The following is a 17,509-nucleotide window of genomic DNA, read 5'->3' as shown; positions in this document are numbered from 1 at the left end:
GTCAATCTCCTATAAAAAACTATTTTGAGTATGAAACTCTTTTAATATCAGCACCTAAAGCTTTAAATTTATCTTCAATATTAGGGTATCCCCTATCTATATGTTCAATACTTAGTACTTCAGTAGCACCTTCTGCAATAAGTCCTGCTATAACCATTGCTGCACCAGCCCTTAAATCTGTTGCTTTTACAACAGCACCAGATAGGTTTTTAACTCCATCTATAATTGCAGTTCTTCCTTCGACCTTTATATTAGCACCCATTTTTTTTAGTTCGTCTACATGCTTAAATCTACTTTCCCATATACTTTCATTAATTATGCTTCTACCACTAGATACAGTTAACAGAGCACTCATCGGTTGCTGTACATCTGTTGGAAAGCCAGGATAGGGTTGGGTTTTAATATTTACACCCTTTAATTTTCCACTTGATTTTATTGTAATAGAATCACCATCTTCTTTGATTTCAGCACCCATTTCTATAAGCTTCGCCGAAATTGATTCAAGGTGTTTAGGAATTATATTCTGTAATACAACTTCACCACCACATGCAGCAGCAGCAATCATGTAAGTGCCCGCTTCTATTTGATCAGGTATAACACTATAGGAGCAACCCTTAAGTTCCTTTACTCCAGTTATTCTTATAATATCTGTACCAGCACCTTTTATACTAGCACCCATACTATTTAAGAAGTTAGCAACATCTACAATATGCGGCTCTTTTGCAACATTTTCAAGGGTAGTAACACCCTCAGCCAAAGACGCAGCTAACATTACATTTATTGTAGCTCCAACACTGACTACATCAAAAAATATATTTGTTCCAATCAATCTATCAGCTGATATTACCACTGAACCATGTTTTATTTCTACTTGAGCACCAAGAGCTTCAAAGCCTTTGATATGTTGATCTATAGGCCTAACCCCTATAGGGCAGCCTCCCGGGAGTTCAACTCTAGCTTTTTTGAATCTGCCAAGAAGTGCTCCTATTAAATAATAAGAAGCTCTCATTTTTCTGACATCCTCAGTATTAGCATTTAAATTATCTATACATGTACTATCTATTTCAACAGAATTTTTGTTTATTTTTAGTTTGCAACCTAAACTTGTTAGAATTCTTTCAAGGCAATGAACATCCTCTATATTAGGAATATTATCTATTGAGCATGTGTTTTTACTTGCCATTATAGCAGCAGGTAATATTGCAACAGCAGCGTTCTTAGCACCATTTATTTCTATAGAACCAAAAAGGGATTTTCCCCCGTTAATAACTAATTTATCCATTATGTACCCATCCTTATCATACATTAAAATTAATATTTATAATAAAACTAATAAGTTAAAATTCAAATTATTACACAAATTATTACACAAATTTTATTATATCATAATTCCATGATATTTTAACAATAAATTTTAAAATATAAATAATATATCGAGTATATATCAATACGAAGGATGTCATAAATAAGTAAGGTCTATCTTAAAATGGGGTTAATTCCATTTTGAGATAGACCTTTTGTAATTTATAAATCAATCTTATTTTCTAGAATATATGAAGTCGTGATAAAGAATAATATGAATGTTATTATATCGAATACAATTGAAGATATATTTACAGGGATATTTATTCCGGCACTTGCCATTAAAGGAATACTAAAATTTTGAGGAAATATAAACATAATAATTTCAAGGCATTTAGCTAATATAACAGATATTATTATAAATAATATAAAACTGCCTAGTTTGCCTAGTTTTTTGTTTCTCACAGCCATCTTGCTAAAAGAGATACAAAAATATATTAATGTGAATAAATATATATATTGGAATGCAGCTGCAAAAATGGTGAATAAAGAACCATTTATATTAATTAAATGTATCATCTCTAGAAGTTGAGTTGCTTCTGTCTTTGAAGCTAAATAAAAAGTCAGATAGTTAAATACAAGAGATAATAATCCAATAAAAATGCTCTGTAATAATGCTGTTAATAGTTTAGAGGTTAAAATAGTATATCCTTTTTGAGGAATACTGAATAAAAGATAACTGCTATCCTGATATATATCTTTGGAGAATAATTTTATATTCCAGATAAATACTACAATCATAGCAGCAAAGCTTACGAGAGATGAACATGCAATTATAGGGCCGCCGCCCCATGAATTAAATCTTGTATACATCAGCAGATTTATAATAATAATGGAAACCGTCATTATTATTATATCTTTATATAGACCTTTCAGTTCATACTTAATTAATTTTAACATTATTTAAAAACCTCCCTGTATAGCCCATCAATTGACATATGTCTTTCATTTCTGAGTTCTTCAGCATCGCCATTTAAAATTATTTTACCATTCGATATAAAAATAACACTATCAAAAAGTCGTTCAATGTCACTTATAAGATGAGTGGTGATTATCATAGAACTTTCTTTGCTGTAATTTTCTAAAATAGCGTTTAATATTTTTTCCCGAGTTGTAGGATCAACTCCTCCTAAAGGTTCATCTAATATATAAAGTTTTGCTTTTCTTGAAAGGGTTAAAGTTAAGGACAGTTTTTCTGACATTCCTTTAGAAAGCGATTTTATATTACTGTTTTCATCTAATTCCATAAATTTAAGAAATTCATAAGCTTTATCTCTATCAAAGTCTTTATAAAAATCATTAAAGAAGTTTATAGCATCCTTAATCTTCATCCATTTAAATAAATAATCTTTATCTGGTAAATATGAAACTATTGATTTCGTATAAATTCCAGGTTTTACTCCATCTATAGAAATTTGTCCATTGCTTTGCCTTGATATACCGGCGATTATTTTTAAAAGTGTTGTTTTTCCGCTTCCATTCGGACCTAAAAGTCCAATTATTTTTCCACTGTCGATCTCGAGATTTATTTTATCAAGAGCTTTTTTATTAAAGTATCTTTTTTCAAGATCGGATATTTTAATTAATGAACTCATATTATTCTTCCTCCTCCAATTCTTCTTTTACTATATTTAGTATATCCTCTGCAATAAAACCTAAATCTTTCATTTGTTTTAAAAATGTATCTATAGATTCTCTTGCCATCTCTTCTTTTAATTTATCCACGATTAAATCCTCCTCATTTACAAAACTTCCAGTACCTCTTTGAGTGTAAGTTATATTCTCCCTCTCCAGCTCTTGATATGATCTTTGGATAGTATTTGGATTAACTTTAAATTTTGAGGACATCTCTCTTATTGAAGGAAGTTTATTTCCCGGTTTTAATTTGCCTGATACTATATCTCTTTTTATTAAATTAGTTATTTGTATATAAATTGGGATTTTATCATTAAAGATTATATTCATAGGCACCTCCATATTGTTTTAGTGAACTATATAGATAGTACACTAAAACAATAGAAATGTCAATATTAATTTTATATGGCATGATTAAAATTTTATGTGTAGAATTATTAGTTTTGCAGACATTATAATATAATGATATAATTAACTATAAGTATAGTTACATTTTAAGAGGAAGTAATTTGGAGGATTAGATAAATATGAAGTATTATTTGGTGGCACTATTCGATAAGGATTCATGTTCTAATATGGAAAAGGTGCAAAGGAACATATGCAGAAAATACAAACTTTATAAAAATATACATATGCCACATATAGTTATGGAAGTATTGGAAGATCCTGATATAGATAAAGTTTCCGGGATTATTGCAGATATTCTTCAACCTTATAAAAAATTCAAGGTCGAAATAAATAATGATTTGAGTTTTAATGCAAATTTTAAGATTGTCGATATAAAGGTTGAGAGTAAAGGATATATTATAAGATTGGCAAGGCAGATAAATGAAATGCTTAGATTGTATAAATTTAATATTAAAGAAAATAATTTTGATAATTGTAATTTATATATACCCCTAGTAAGAGCTAATTTTGGACTTAGAGAATGGAACAATAAAGAGTATATAGCAGCATGTGAAAATGTAAAGAGAAATGAAATAAAACATGTTATAAAAATAGATAAGATGGAATTATGGAAAAATGTGAATAATAAAAAATCTACAGTTGTTAAAACATTTAAGTTGCGAGATTTTTAAATATACAAAAAATACAGGCTGGATTAATTTTATTTAGGATTATATAATAAGGAGAAATATTTAAAAATACACTGTCAAATGACAGTGTATTTTTAATATATTATATATCAAGTAAATTTTTCTTATAAGTTGAATAAGATTCCCTTAATTCATCAATTTTTTCATCAAGCTCTATTTGAAGGTCTGAGACTTCAGCATAGTCATTTTTTTCAGTAGCATTTTTTATTTTTGTAAATAGACTTTGATTTGAATAAGAATCCTTTAACAGGTAATGTCTTAAGCCGTTAACTTTCATCCAGTTAGCAACATCTAAATCCAGTGCATTATCAGCAGAATGGAGCATTTTACATGATCTTATTTCTTCAATATAGTTTGGAATAATTCTATTATTTATTTCTACAATCCATTTTGTAATCATTCCAAGTATGAAACTATTTATAATTTTGTCATTGAATACATCACCTTGAAGAAGAACTTCTTTTTTATCACTATATTTATTTAAGGCACTTAAATTTTCATACACAGTATTAGGAGCCTTACCAAAATATTCTTGCCTTTCTTGATCAGTAAAATCTTCAAATACATCATCTTCACTTCTGTAAGCTCTAGAAGTCTCTAAATAATCAGCTTTTTCTCCAGGTTTTTTGGAAAGTTCAGCTAGAAGATCATCTTCTGTTTTGCCACTTGTAACTGCATACTTTATTCCGTCTAACATTGCCTGGAATAAGGCAGAAACAATAATGTAGGTATTTGTATGAGGATTTGGTGATCTTAATTCAAATCTTGTGGACAAAGGATTTTTATTATCTCTTATTACTCCAATTAATACAGTTCTATTTCTCGATGGTATGTCAACAGAGTTTCCTATTGATGTGACTATACATATAGGAGCCTCAAATCCTGGTTTAAGTCTTCTTAAAGAATCATTTGTTGAAGAAACGAATGGATTTATTATTTCATAATTTTTAAGAATTCCCATTACTGAAGCATATCCGAAAATACTTAAGAAATGTTTTATTGGAGGAGCAAACAAGTTTATTCTTTCTCCATTCTTAAGTTTTAATGCAATGCTAAGATGAGTATGTTCTCCACTTCCAGCAACACCATCTATTGGTTTAGCAAGGAAAATTACATCTAACCCATTGTTCCTGAAAACTTCTTTAACTATACTTTTAGCTAATAATTCATTGTCAGCAGCCTGTAATGCAGTGGAATATTTCCAGTCTATTTCAAGTTGTTCCATTATATGAGTTAAGTCACCTGATTCATTTAATTTAGCTTTTACACCGCCAACTTCTTTATGTCCCATTTCCGGCTCCAATCCATATGTCTCCATTAATGAGAGTGATTGTTCAAGTGACGTTTTAACACAACCATGTATCTTTGACCAGTATTGTTCTTGTAAAACTTGTGAGGTAGAAAGCTCTTCAACTCTAGCTTTATCGTTAGGAGTCTTTACCCAAAATTCTAGTTCTGTAGCACAAGTAGCTGTGATACTTTCTATATCATCATATTTGATTCCGAAATTTGATAGTGATTCTGGATATTTTTTAAATAAATCAGCGAGAGTTGTCTTTAAATACTGAACTGAGCTTTTTAAAAGGTGTCTTGAGTCTACCGGTAGATTTTGGTGGTATAAGAAACAAGGGATTCTTAATGTCCCTATAGGTTTTTCGGTGAGGGGGTCTAAGTTCTCATTATTATATTCAATGAACCAGTTAACATCTAAATCAGCTAACATGTCTACTTTTGCATTATTTAAAGTAGCAATTCCAGGTAATACAACAGAAGAACCATCTGTTTGAATTGTTCCTTTTAAGAAACCGGTTATATCGTCTAAAAATAAGCTGATGGGAATTTTTTCATCTGTTGCATTACCAGCCATATCAATTGCTATTAGGGATACGAATTTTATTTCTGGATGAGCGGTTAAAATTTCGTTTAGGTTTTTTTCTGAATGTTTTTCCTTTGGGATAACATAAATTAGATCTTTTAACATAGAATTACCTCCTAAAAAACAATAAAAGAGTTTTTTTTTAATCTTCAATATTGTCTTAAAAATTGAAGAATTTTTACTCTTTTACATATATAGATTATTAATATTAACATTTTATCATTTTTATATACTCATGATTTTATAATTAATATTTATATATGTCAATAGAAAAACTAAAAGTTTAATAAATAAGATTTTAATATAATGCATTTCTTTTTTGTAATTACATGAAGGTAAGATATTATAACAGTGATATGGTGTACACCTTAGAGTATAATTTTAGTAGGCAAAGGTAGTAATAATTACTGGTTAAAATAATAAAGGAGATACAAAAAGTATCTCCCATGTACATAAAAATCCATTATAATATAAGTTGATAAGACTATATAGAAATGGGTGAGATTATGTACAATTTAAACGATACTTTAAGTTTAAATGATAATGAAATAACTTTCAATAGTTTAGAGAAAAAAATATATAAATATGCGTGTGATACAGCATGTGAAATTCTAAGAGAGGTGCTTTCGCACCTGGACCGGAGGTTAATGGATGAAAGAGATGCCGAAATATATAGAAATAAAGGATTAAGGCATACGTGTATAAAAACTATTATGGGAGATGTAGAATTTGACAGACGTATATATGAATACAAAACTGATCAAGGGAAAAAGGCATATAAATTCTTACTGGATGAATACTTAAAAATGGATACAATAGGCCATATTTCAAGCACTTTAGTAGAAAAAATAGTAGACAATGTAACCAATGTGTCTTATAGGAACACTTCAAATAATATTAAAGAACTGGCAAACCAGGAAATCAGCCATACGGCAGTATGGAATGTAGTACAAAAATTAGGTTCTAAAATAGAAGAAAAGGAAGAGAGGAAGATACTGCTGAATAAAATGGGAAAATTAAAGGGCTCAAGGGAAGTTAAGGCCTTATTTCAGGAGATGGACGGCATCTGGTTAAGCATTCAGGGGAAAGATAAACCTAAAGGAAGGAAGTCTAAAAAGAAAGAACTTAAGCTGGGAGTAACTTATGAGGGCTGGAAAAAGAGAGGTGGCAGAAAAGACGGCTATGTAGTTCATAATAAAACAGCATGCGCCAGCTTTGGAACAAGTAAAAAATTCAAGGAACTTAGTGATGCCGCCATTGCAGAAGTATATAACACAGATGAAATAGAAGTAAGAATTTTGAATGGGGATGGTGCCCCATGGATAAAACAGAGCATGGGTGGAGAAGGCGTATATTTTCAGTTAGATCCATTCCATAAAAGTCAGGCAGTACTGAGAAATATGGAGGATAAAAAGGAAGCATATAAACTCATGAAAATGCTGCATGACGGAAAAATAGATAAGAGTTTTGAATACTTAACAGGTCTTATGGTTAAGTATACTAATAACGAAAAAAAGTTTAAGAAATTAGAAAAACTGTATACATATCTCTTTGAAAATAAGGCAGGATTAGTGCCATATCACTTAAGAGAAGAGATAAAGATGCCGGAGGCACCTGAAGGACTGGAATATAGGAATTTAGGCACAATGGAGCATAATATTTGTGACATACTGGCCCAGAGGATGAAAGGGAGAAAAATGAGCTGGTCTATAAAGGGTGCAAATAATCTGGCAAAAATACTGGCAGAAAAAGCTGGTAAAAGAATATACCAAACAATCGATGAGATATGTTCAGGTTCTATTTCAGATGATAAACTGGAGAAAATAAAAGAGGTTATAACATTAACGGCAGCTGATGTTAACAAGAAACCTAAGAAGAGCAGGTATTACCATATACATAAAGCAGGGATACCATTTACAGGCTGCGCCGTAACCAATGGCAGAAAAGCGATACAGAGCTTTTTTCAGGAAAGAAATCTCAGTGAACTGGTTTATAGATAATTTAAAAACTCGGGATAAAAAGTTAACAGGATAAGTGCGCCCTTCCGGGCTGTGGACGGGGCCATACGGGAAGAAAAATATCAACTGAATTTACAATGGAAATTTTAAAAAATAAAATTGCCCACTTTAACTTGACACAAACGGTGTACACATATACATTTTAGTTTTATATATTTTTATTTTATTATATAATTAGTGTATTACTATATTTCTTAAGTGTTATGAGGTGATAAAGTGAAAGTGGAAGATAAACCGATAGGTTTTTTTGATTCAGGAGTAGGTGGAATAAGTGTTCTAAAAGAAGCAGTAAAAGTTCTTCCAAACGAAAACTTTATTTATTTTGGAGATTCTGCTAATGCACCATATGGAGTTAAGACTGTTAACGAAGTAAAAAAATTAACTTTTAATGCAGCTGAGTTTTTAATAAAAAAAAATGTAAAGGCGATCGTGATCGCTTGTAATACAGCTACAAGTGCTGCAATAACAGATTTAAGGGATAAATATGAAGATTCTATGCCGGTTATTGGAATAGAACCAGCTTTAAAACCGGCTGTTGAGTTAAAAAGAAAAGGTAAAATAATTATAATGGCAACTCCAATGACGCTGTCAGAGGTCAAATTTAAAAATCTGATGGATAACTATGCTGATGTTTCAGATATAATGCCGCTTCCCTGCCCGGGTCTTGTCGAACTAATAGAGAGTGGAAATACAGATGGAGATGAAGTTAGAGAATATTTAAATAGAATGGTAAAGCCTTATGAGGAAGAAGGCATAGCTGCAATAGTTCTCGGATGTACGCATTATCCATTCATTAAGGAATCCATGAGGAAAGTGTTAGACTCAAGAACTCCTATTATAGATGGCAGCATTGGGACTGCAAGACAGCTTGAAAGACAGCTTACAGAACATAAAATCAAGAATAATTCAGATTCAAAAGGGAGTGTTGAAATATTCAATTCACTTGATGATGAAGGAATAATGAAACTTAGTTATCACCTGTTTGAATATTGAAGATAAGGGGGAGATTGGTTATGTTAGAAAATAAAGAAACTATACTAGTATATGGATTTGAAAAGAATGATAGCATACTTTATGATATTGTAAAAAAAATAGGATGTAAATGCATAGAAGTAAATAAATCTATGGGAAAAATGACTATAGGTAATATATTGAAGGCTTCCAATTCTAATAAAGATAATCTCAATTTAACTATGAGAGAAGAAAAAATAATATTATTCAATGGATTTAGTGATAAGAGACTAAATAGTACTATAGATATAATAAGAAATAGTTTTGATAAAAATCCTATTCTGGCTGTTGTAACAGAGACATCCATAAATTGGGCCTTTAAGGATTTATTAGATCATCTTATAGAAGAAAGAGAATGGTTTAGAAAACATCAAAAATAAAGGAGGAATTTTTTCTATGAGTAGAGTTGGTGAAAAGATAAAAAACGTAAGAGAAAGTAATTCTATGTCACAAAAGCAACTGGCAAAGAAACTAGGCGTTAGTGAAGGTTTTATAAATGAAGTAGAAAGTGGTAAAAAGATAATAAATCAAAATTTGATTGATAGAATATCAAAGATTTTAGGAAAAGATATAAATGATATAACTATGTCATTTGAAGAGGAAGTTTTTAAGGAAAGTAAAAATGAAAGCAGTAACTATACTAAGAAATCTAAATCTAGAGATACAAATGATGTATGGAATGATGCATTTGGATCGGTATTGAAAAATGTACCGATATATGGCTATGATCTTAAAAGTAAAATAGGAACTAAAAAAATGCCAATTATAAATAATAAAATAGAAGGATATTCTCAAGATAGGGTAGTTTACATAGAAATTGCAGATGATGATATGATAGGCTTTAGAATGGCTAAGGGAGATATAGCTTTTGGAGTGACAACTCATGAAGTTGAGAACAATTCTATATGTCTTGTGGAATGTAAAGGTGAAAGATGTATAAGACAGATAAAGAAGCTTGACAGTAATAAAGTTCTGCTTATAAGTAATAGACAGAGTTTAAGAACAGAAACAGTCGAGATTAGAAATTTAAGTGTCCTGGTTAAATTTAATAGAGTAGAAATAAAATTATAATTATTCAGGTAAATAATTTAATATGGGCAGTTAATCCCATATTAAATTCCTCTTAAATCAAATTGAGGTATAAAACTTTCAGAACATGTGCCTTCTTCTTGTATGAAGGCATTTTTTATTCCAATAGATATACAATAATCTATTAATGCATCATAGTGTTTGGAATTTAATTTCTTATTTATTTCCGGGAAATTTTTAGTATTGTATGTTGGTGTAAATTGGTTCATTATGCTTATGTATATAGAATCACCATAGGTTTTATATAGATAATCAATTATCTTTTTTGAATCAAATAGTAGGCCGGGCATCATAAGATGTCTTACTATAATTCCCTTTTTTATGATCCCCTTTTCGTTAAATACTGTCTCTCCTACTTGTGAGAACATTTCTTTTATGGCATTAGATGCATAGTAAAAATAGTTGTCAGCATTTGAATATTTTAACGAGTATCTATTGCTAAAGTATTTTAGATCCGGTAAATATATATCTATATAACCATTTAAAGCTCTAATAGTTTCTAAATTTTCATAACTATTTGTATTATATACTATCGGAATACTGAGTCCTTTAGATTTTGCAATATCGAGTGCTTTTATTATCTGGGGAACATAATGAGTAGGACTTACTAAGTTTATGTTTAAGGCGCCTCTTTTTTGCTGTTCAAGAAATATTTCACTTAATCTTTTAACAGAGATTTCTTTTCCTATTCCATTAGAACTTATCTCATAATTTTGACAGAAAACACATTTTAAGTTACAGTTTGAAAAAAACACGGTTCCTGAACCATTTTCCCCGGAGATACAAGGCTCTTCCCAATAATGCAGTGATACTCTTGCAACCCTTACACTATTTAGAGATTTGCAAAAGCCGATTTCACCGTTTATTCTATTTACTCCACAATTTCTAGGACATAAGTTACAATTACTTAAGTCTGGCATATATAACCCACCTTTTATTAAAAAATATATAGTAATTTAAATTATAGAATATGTATTCACGGTTGTTAATAAAAATTATAAATTTTAAACTATAATTTATAAATTAAAAATTTTTTAAGGGAAATATAAAGACAAACTAATATTTAAAGGAAAGGATATGAAGGAGATTATGGTAATTTCACATAAAAAAATAATAAGAATTTTATTTATAAGTATGATATTTCCTTTAATATTTTCAGGTTGCATGTCTAGTCAAAAAACAGATGAAAACAGATCAAGTGATTTTGATATAAAAATAGCTGCTAATGTAACTGAATCATATATGAATGCTCTTGTAAAAGGGGATGAAAGTAATATAAAGCAGTTTTGTAGCAGCAAACTTTTAAAAAGTCCAATAATTTCCGAGAATGAGGATTTAAAAATTTTTGGATATAATATAGCAGAAAGCAATGAAGTTGGTTCAGCAGGTCTGTTTAAAATAAAGGTAAGCAGATCAGATATAAATAAAGTATTTGCTAGTTTAGATCAATATGATGTGAGAACTTCAAAGGAAGGTAATGAATATAAGGTTGTTGAAACTAATGATTTGACTGAGAAAGAGGCATTTAGAAAGGGAAATAGTATAAGAATGAGGAGTAAAAATAATGCTGCTACTAATCTTGTTTTAAATGCTCAGGGACTTCCTGGTTATACTTTTTCCAAAGATGATGCAGCGAATATAGATAAACTTGCAGTACCCAAAAACTTTTCATTAATCAATTTTTCATACGGAGGAGATTCACTAGCGGTTTCTACCTATGATAAGAATTCCTTTATAGGTATTATAAAGATTGATGAGAGTTTAGCAGTTCAATCTTCATCAAATACAGGTGGAAGTGATAATGGAGGAAATGGTCAAGGTAGTGGAGGAGAAGATACTCAGTCTCAAGATCAGACTGGAGCCAAGGAAAAACCAATAGGCAGGGAAATAGTTGCGCTAGATATATTAAGGGACTCGAAGGTGGAGCTTATGTCATTTTCTCCAACTGAGAAGTTTATAGCGGTACAATATTCTGCATCAAATGGAAACAAGGGACTTAGGGTTTATAAGATTGATGGAGGAGATATTATACCTTTTAAATTCGAAGATAAATATCCTATAGATAAAGTAGATGTTATTTTTTCATCATATGATAAAGAAAATTTAAATTTTGATGTTGTGCCAAAGTCATCAGGAGATAAGTCTGTAACTGATTATGTAGGGAAATGGCAGCTTAACTTAAAGAGCTTCAAAGAAAATAAAATGTGATATAATATAAATATTGAAATTACAAATAAATTTTTATGGAGAAAATATGTATTGGAATAATAAAAGATATTATAGTTTAAATTACTTTTTAAGGAAAAAGTTTGGATGTAAAGTTTTTAAGATATCATTAGATGGTGGATTTTTATGTCCTAATAGGGACGGGAGCATAAGTAGTGGAGGATGTATATTTTGTAGTGGAAGAGGATCAGGAGATTTTGCCGGGAATAGAGAATTTGATATTACACATCAATTTGAACAAATCAAAAAAATTATGCATAAAAAGTGGAAAAGTGGAAAATATATAGCTTATTTTCAGGCATATACAAATACTTATGCCCCTGTTGATGTGCTTAAAGAGAAGTATAATGAAGCAATTACCCAGAAGAATGTAGTGGGATTAGCTATTGCTACAAGGCCGGATTGTCTTGGTGATGACGTTGTTAATTTAATTTCTAGGTTTAATAATAAACTATATACGTGGGTGGAATTAGGACTTCAAACTTCAAAGGAAGATACAGCTTTAAGGATAAATAGAGGGTATAAGCTAAATGTATTTGAAAAAGCAGTAAACTCACTTAGAAAAAATAATATAGATGTAGTTGTTCATATAATATTTGGACTCCCAGGTGAAACTAAAGAAGATATGCTAAATACTGTAAAATATGTTACGAGTCGAGATATTCAGGGGGTAAAGTTTCACCTTTTACATCTTATGAAGAATACCCCGATGGAAAGAATGTATAATAGCGGGGAATTAAGGTTTTTATCCCAAAGTGAGTATCTGGATATAATTTGTTCAGCTATATCCATAACTCCGCGTGATATAGTTATTCACAGACTTACTGGTGATGCCCCGAGAGATCTTCTTATAGGTCCTCAATGGAGTTTGAAAAAATGGGAAATTTTAAATTCAATTGATAGAGAACTAGAAAATAGAAATATCTATCAAGGTATATTTTGTACTAAAAATAGTTAGTGGATTGTATTTGCAGTTTATATAGATAAAGTTATTCATGGAATATCATATAACCTGGAATATGTAAAATTTCAAATAGTATGATTCATTGAAATTAGGCAAAATAGGAAAATCAGGGGACTGAGTTCTAAAGTCAACTTGTCTTAATAACCTTTTGTTATCTTTTGCAGCGTCATATACTATGCTCTCAAATAGGCTTTTGTCCATATAATGGGCGCAGGAACATGTTACTAAAAAACCGCCGGATTTAACCATTTTTATTCCTCTTAGATTGATTTCCTTGTATCCTCTTACTGCACTTGAAATATTTGATTTTGATTTTGCAAGAGACGGAGGATCTAATATTACAACATCAAATTTTTTACCTTCTTTGGCCCAAGTGTGAAGTGCATCAAAGGCATTATGACATTCGAATTTAGCTATATGCGAAAGGTTGTTTAATTCAGCATTTTTTCTGGCATCATTTATTGACTGGCAAGATATATCAATTCCAAGGACACTTTTAGCACCTGCAGCTGCCGCATTAAGTGCAAATGATCCAGTATGGGTAAAGCAATCGAGCACAGTTGAATCTTTACATATTCTATGTATTGCCTGTCTGTTTTCTTTATGATCTAAGAAAAATCCAGTTTTTTGATCATTTTCTATATCTATTAAGTATTTTATACCATATTCACTGATCTGTATTTTAGTATCAAAAGGTTGTGTTAAAAATCCCTTTACCTGGTCAAGCCCTTCAAGTTTTCTTATTTTTATATCATTTCTTTCATAGATTCCATTTGCATTGAAATCATTAATAAGTATTTTCACTATTATATCCTTATATTTATCAATTCCTAAAGATAGGCATTGTATTACATAATAATCCTCATATTTATCTATTATAAGTCCGGGGATAAAGTCGGATTCTCCAAACATAAATCTGCAGCAAGAAGTATCACTGATCATCCTTTTTCTATAATCCCATGCTTGATGTAATCTTTTTTTGAAAAAACTTTCATCTATATTTTCATTTATATCGTGAGTAAGCAGTCTTATGAGAATTTTCGATAGATTATTTATATAGCCTTTAGCAATAAAGTTATTTTTAAAATTATATACTTCAACAATGTCACCATTTTGATACTCACCATCATAACTTGCGACTTCATTAAGATAAATCCATGGATAACCATTTTCAGATTTTCTTCCCATGCCTTTTTTAAGATAAAATTTGCATGTCATAAAGAATCCCCCCTATATATTTAAGTAATACGTGTATACTCATACTACTTAAGTATATACTATTCATTTAAATATAAAAAGACAGGTAAAAACAGCAAGTATTCTATATATTGCTTGCCTTTACATTACTTTCAGGGATCCAACCTTTATTATTAGTTTCTGATTCACTGTTAAAATATACTCTAAACCATTTAATATTATCTATGATGGCGCTGTCCTGTATTAGGACTCGAGTATTTTGCTTAAGTGAATTTATTATGTTTGAATTCGTATCTATCGGGGCAAGGTATACATTGCATTGCCTTATTGTTATCCCGCTATTATATATTGGTGCAGTATATTTTATAATAATTGATTTTGGATTTTTATGATTAAAGTTTTTTAGTTTATATCTTAAATTATCATTTTCATGCTGCAGCATTAATATTTGTTTTTTTTGGTCATATAGTTTGTTATTTAATGTACTGTAAAAATAAAGACCTACTGCTATTAAAATTAAAAATAAAATTGCTATTACTATCACAAAACTTCCTCCTGTAAATTGTATATATATTATATATATGCGCTATTTATAAAAAGTTACGTTTGTGATATAAAATATTATTTAAAAAAATTTGTTAACTCATTGTATGAATATATATATTTATCTGCATTGTGTATTATAGATGTTTTTTCATATTCGGAGTAATTATCATGAACACCGACAGCTATCATACCACAGGATTTTGCACTTTTTATTGCAGATAGAATATCTTCAAATACTATACAGTTTTTTGGTGGCACTTTTAATTTTTTTGCAGCAAAAAGATATATATCAGGGAAGTTTTTATTGCGGGCAACATCATCTGATGTTACTATTGCATTAAAAAAATTATATATATTATTTTTTTTAAGCGCAGTTTCAACTAATATAGAATAATTACTTGTAGCTAAAGCAATTCTTATACCATTCATTTTCAATAAAGATAAAAACTCCTTTACGCCTGGTTTTAATGATACATTGTTAGAATATTCATAACAGGCAGTATCAAACCATTCTTGTTCAATTTCTTTTAGTGTTTCTTTTAGATTAAAGGTATCTTTAAAATATTTTGAGGTTTTATCAGGATCTAACTTGTCCAGGTTTTCTTTTAAATCTTGTGGTACAGGTAAATTTCTTTTCTTTAAAAAGTTTTTATCGATTTTGTCCCATACCCACATTGAGTCTATTAAAGTTCCATCCATATCAAAGATAGCAGCCTTTATATTTTTAAACATAAAATTATTTTCCCCACCCTCCATTCTATACTGGATAAATTTAAAATTCTCTTTCAAATAATTTTGTTGCTTTGCTGCGGTTTTTGAAGTCATCTATTGATTCTACTCCTATTTTGCCTAATATTTCTGCCATACATGTGCTGTCAATAGCTACCTTTATAGATGAATTGTTTGCGAATTCATCTACCTTTTCTTTTCCAAGTTCTTTTGAAACTAATGCTTTAGGACCTCCTACACAACCGCCGATACATCCCATACCTTCAATAAAATTAGCATTTATATCTCCGTTTTGAGCCTTTGAAAGCATTTCTTTACAGCCTTTAATTCCATCAGCATGTTCTATTTTAAGTAATTTGTATTTTTGAGGAAATAATTTTTCTATAGCTTCACTTATAGCGATTGATACTCCTCCTGTACGTGCGTATAATCTTCCACCTTTAGATGCATATTCTGAGGATATGTCCTCTTCTAAAGTTTCTGGGTTTATATTAAAGGTATCAAATATATCTTTTAATTCTGAAAAGGTAAGTACAAAATCTATTGCTCCTTTAATATCTTTGTCTTTTGCTTCTGCTTTCTTTGCGATACATGGGCCTACAAAAACAACTTTACAGTTAGAGTTCAATTTTTTAAGGACTCTTCCAGCAGCTATCATTGGTGAAATTGATGGTGACACATATTTAACTAAATCACTGTAAACCCTTTTTAACATGCCAACCCACATAGGACAGCAGCATGAAGTTATCATTAAGTCTTTTTCATTTTTCACATGAGAATCAAATTCGGCAGCTTCTTTTAAAGTCAGCATATCGGCAAAAAAAGCAACTTCTATCATGTCAGAAAATCCTATTTTTTTGAAAGCACTTCTTAGTTGGTTTATATTTGCACTGCCAAATTGACCAGAAATTGCGGGAGCTACTGCAGCAATCACAGGGGTGTTACTTTTTAAAATATCAATAAGTGGTATGAATTCAACCTTGTCGAGTATTCCGCCACTAGGACAAGCTTCAATACAGAAACCACAGTCTGTGCACTTTGATTCATCTATGTAGGCATTATGAGTACTTTTATTAATAAAGATTGCATCAAATGGGCAGGATTTTTGGCATAGTGTTTTATGATTAGAATCTTCACATTCGGCTTTGCAGAATTTAACTTTATTAACTATTTTTTGGTCAGGGCTATAATTTGATATTGCTTTCTTTAAATCATCCATAAAATCTTTAGTGAAATCAATTTCTATACCGCATAGTGATGATATGACATTACTTAAACACTTTTTATCAATATCATCTTTAGATAAAAGCTGATTTACATAGTTTTCAAAATTATCTTGTGAATAAGCTTTCAATAATGATCTAAATAGAGATCTGTAATTTTTCTTCATATAAAAACACATCCTTACAAATTTTTTTAAAGCAGAACGATTAAAAGTCTTATATTGTTCATAAGATTATTATTTATAATTAATAGCTTTTTATTCTATACTGTATGTAATTCTATATCTGTCTGAATATATCACATGTTTCTTGAGCAACACTGCCTTTTAGGATACATAACTGATTGTAGCTTATCAGATTTACTGCTTATAGGCAAGTATTACTCATTTTTCACCCTTAGAAGATGAAGACAATTCCGTACATTTTTAGAGAACCTATTGGTAGTATAATTTTGAATTTGATCATGTCTTCTGTGATTTTACAAGTAAATTGTAATAACTTTCAGAAATCATCTCATATAGCAACGAAACCAATTC

General features: G+C 30.1%; 17 protein-coding genes. 7 read left to right on the top strand and 10 right to left on the bottom strand.

Annotated elements, in window-relative coordinates:
• Positions 1-19: 19 nt before the first annotated feature.
• The 4 genes from D4Z93_RS12675 to D4Z93_RS12660 form a co-directional block, all read right to left on the bottom strand.
• Positions 20-1,282: a UDP-N-acetylglucosamine 1-carboxyvinyltransferase gene (locus tag D4Z93_RS12675; protein WP_119974036.1), complete on the bottom strand. Its 1,263-nt coding sequence runs from the start codon at positions 1,280-1,282 to the stop codon at positions 20-22.
• 242 nt (positions 1,283-1,524) lie between these two features.
• Complete coding sequence (locus D4Z93_RS12670) at positions 1,525-2,262, bottom strand: hypothetical protein (RefSeq protein ID WP_119974035.1); 738 nt, start codon at positions 2,260-2,262, stop codon at positions 1,525-1,527.
• Positions 2,262-2,957: an ABC transporter ATP-binding protein gene (locus D4Z93_RS12665; RefSeq protein ID WP_119974033.1), complete on the bottom strand. Its 696-nt coding sequence runs from the start codon at positions 2,955-2,957 to the stop codon at positions 2,262-2,264. Before D4Z93_RS12665 ends, D4Z93_RS12670 begins: the two co-directional genes overlap by 1 nt.
• 1 nt (position 2,958) lies before the next feature.
• The gene (locus D4Z93_RS12660; protein ID WP_119974031.1) at positions 2,959-3,327 is read right to left on the bottom strand and encodes a GntR family transcriptional regulator; all 369 of its coding nucleotides are present in this window, start codon (positions 3,325-3,327) and stop codon (positions 2,959-2,961) included.
• Between the two features lie 197 nt (positions 3,328-3,524).
• Here D4Z93_RS12660 and D4Z93_RS12655 point away from each other — a divergent pair, with 197 nt between their 5' ends.
• Complete coding sequence (locus D4Z93_RS12655) at positions 3,525-4,076, top strand: 2'-5' RNA ligase family protein (protein ID WP_119974029.1); 552 nt, start codon at positions 3,525-3,527, stop codon at positions 4,074-4,076.
• Positions 4,077-4,176: 100 nt separating this feature from the next.
• Here D4Z93_RS12655 and D4Z93_RS12650 read toward each other — a convergent pair whose 3' ends face one another.
• Entirely contained in the window at positions 4,177-6,075 is a 1,899-nt protein-coding gene (locus D4Z93_RS12650; RefSeq protein WP_119974028.1) for a type I glutamate--ammonia ligase, read from the bottom strand.
• Positions 6,076-6,476: 401 nt separating this feature from the next.
• Here D4Z93_RS12650 and D4Z93_RS12645 point away from each other — a divergent pair, with 401 nt between their 5' ends.
• The 4 genes from D4Z93_RS12645 to D4Z93_RS12630 all read left to right on the top strand — a co-directional run bounded on the left by D4Z93_RS12645 (position 6,477) and on the right by D4Z93_RS12630 (position 10,070).
• Positions 6,477-7,970, top strand: coding sequence for an ISLre2 family transposase (locus D4Z93_RS12645; protein ID WP_119970197.1), 1,494 nt, complete (start codon positions 6,477-6,479; stop codon positions 7,968-7,970).
• A 234-nt stretch (positions 7,971-8,204) separates the two neighbouring features.
• Positions 8,205-8,981, top strand: coding sequence for a glutamate racemase (gene murI, locus D4Z93_RS12640; RefSeq protein WP_119974026.1), 777 nt, complete (start codon positions 8,205-8,207; stop codon positions 8,979-8,981).
• A 20-nt stretch (positions 8,982-9,001) separates the two neighbouring features.
• Positions 9,002-9,379 carry a DUF3783 domain-containing protein gene (locus tag D4Z93_RS12635; protein ID WP_119974024.1) on the top strand — a complete coding sequence of 126 codons (378 nt, stop codon included), beginning with the start codon at positions 9,002-9,004 and terminating at the stop codon, positions 9,377-9,379.
• Positions 9,380-9,395: 16 nt separating this feature from the next.
• Positions 9,396-10,070 carry a helix-turn-helix domain-containing protein gene (locus D4Z93_RS12630; protein WP_119974022.1) on the top strand — a complete coding sequence of 225 codons (675 nt, stop codon included), beginning with the start codon at positions 9,396-9,398 and terminating at the stop codon, positions 10,068-10,070.
• Between the two features lie 41 nt (positions 10,071-10,111).
• Here the strand turns inward: D4Z93_RS12630 and D4Z93_RS12625 are convergent, their stop codons facing one another.
• Positions 10,112-11,008 carry a radical SAM protein gene (locus D4Z93_RS12625; RefSeq protein WP_119974021.1) on the bottom strand — a complete coding sequence of 299 codons (897 nt, stop codon included), beginning with the start codon at positions 11,006-11,008 and terminating at the stop codon, positions 10,112-10,114.
• Positions 11,009-11,165: 157 nt separating this feature from the next.
• Between D4Z93_RS12625 and D4Z93_RS12620 the strand changes: the two genes are divergently transcribed.
• Both D4Z93_RS12620 and mnmL read left to right on the top strand, forming a co-directional pair.
• Positions 11,166-12,296 carry a hypothetical protein gene (locus tag D4Z93_RS12620; protein ID WP_119974019.1) on the top strand — a complete coding sequence of 377 codons (1,131 nt, stop codon included), beginning with the start codon at positions 11,166-11,168 and terminating at the stop codon, positions 12,294-12,296.
• 46 nt (positions 12,297-12,342) lie between these two features.
• Positions 12,343-13,272 carry a tRNA modification radical SAM protein MnmL/YtqA gene (gene mnmL / locus D4Z93_RS12615; RefSeq protein ID WP_119974017.1) on the top strand — a complete coding sequence of 310 codons (930 nt, stop codon included), beginning with the start codon at positions 12,343-12,345 and terminating at the stop codon, positions 13,270-13,272.
• A gap of 45 nt (positions 13,273-13,317) precedes the next feature.
• Here the strand turns inward: mnmL and D4Z93_RS12610 are convergent, their stop codons facing one another.
• From D4Z93_RS12610 to D4Z93_RS12595, 4 genes are all read right to left on the bottom strand, one after another.
• A complete protein-coding gene (locus D4Z93_RS12610; RefSeq protein ID WP_119974015.1) occupies positions 13,318-14,496 on the bottom strand; it encodes a class I SAM-dependent rRNA methyltransferase in 1,179 nt (392 codons plus the stop codon).
• 103 nt (positions 14,497-14,599) lie between these two features.
• Positions 14,600-15,019 carry a hypothetical protein gene (locus D4Z93_RS12605; protein WP_119974013.1) on the bottom strand — a complete coding sequence of 140 codons (420 nt, stop codon included), beginning with the start codon at positions 15,017-15,019 and terminating at the stop codon, positions 14,600-14,602.
• Positions 15,020-15,096: 77 nt separating this feature from the next.
• Positions 15,097-15,753 carry an HAD family hydrolase gene (locus tag D4Z93_RS12600; RefSeq protein WP_119974355.1) on the bottom strand — a complete coding sequence of 219 codons (657 nt, stop codon included), beginning with the start codon at positions 15,751-15,753 and terminating at the stop codon, positions 15,097-15,099.
• A gap of 40 nt (positions 15,754-15,793) precedes the next feature.
• A complete protein-coding gene (locus D4Z93_RS12595) occupies positions 15,794-17,140 on the bottom strand; it encodes a [Fe-Fe] hydrogenase large subunit C-terminal domain-containing protein (RefSeq protein ID WP_119974011.1) in 1,347 nt (448 codons plus the stop codon).
• Positions 17,141-17,509: the final 369 nt, after the last annotated feature.

This window comes from Clostridium fermenticellae, assembly GCF_003600355.1.
GTDB lineage: Bacteria > Bacillota > Clostridia > Clostridiales > Clostridiaceae > Clostridium_AV > Clostridium_AV fermenticellae.
This window is presented reverse-complemented; position numbering and strand designations above follow the sequence as displayed.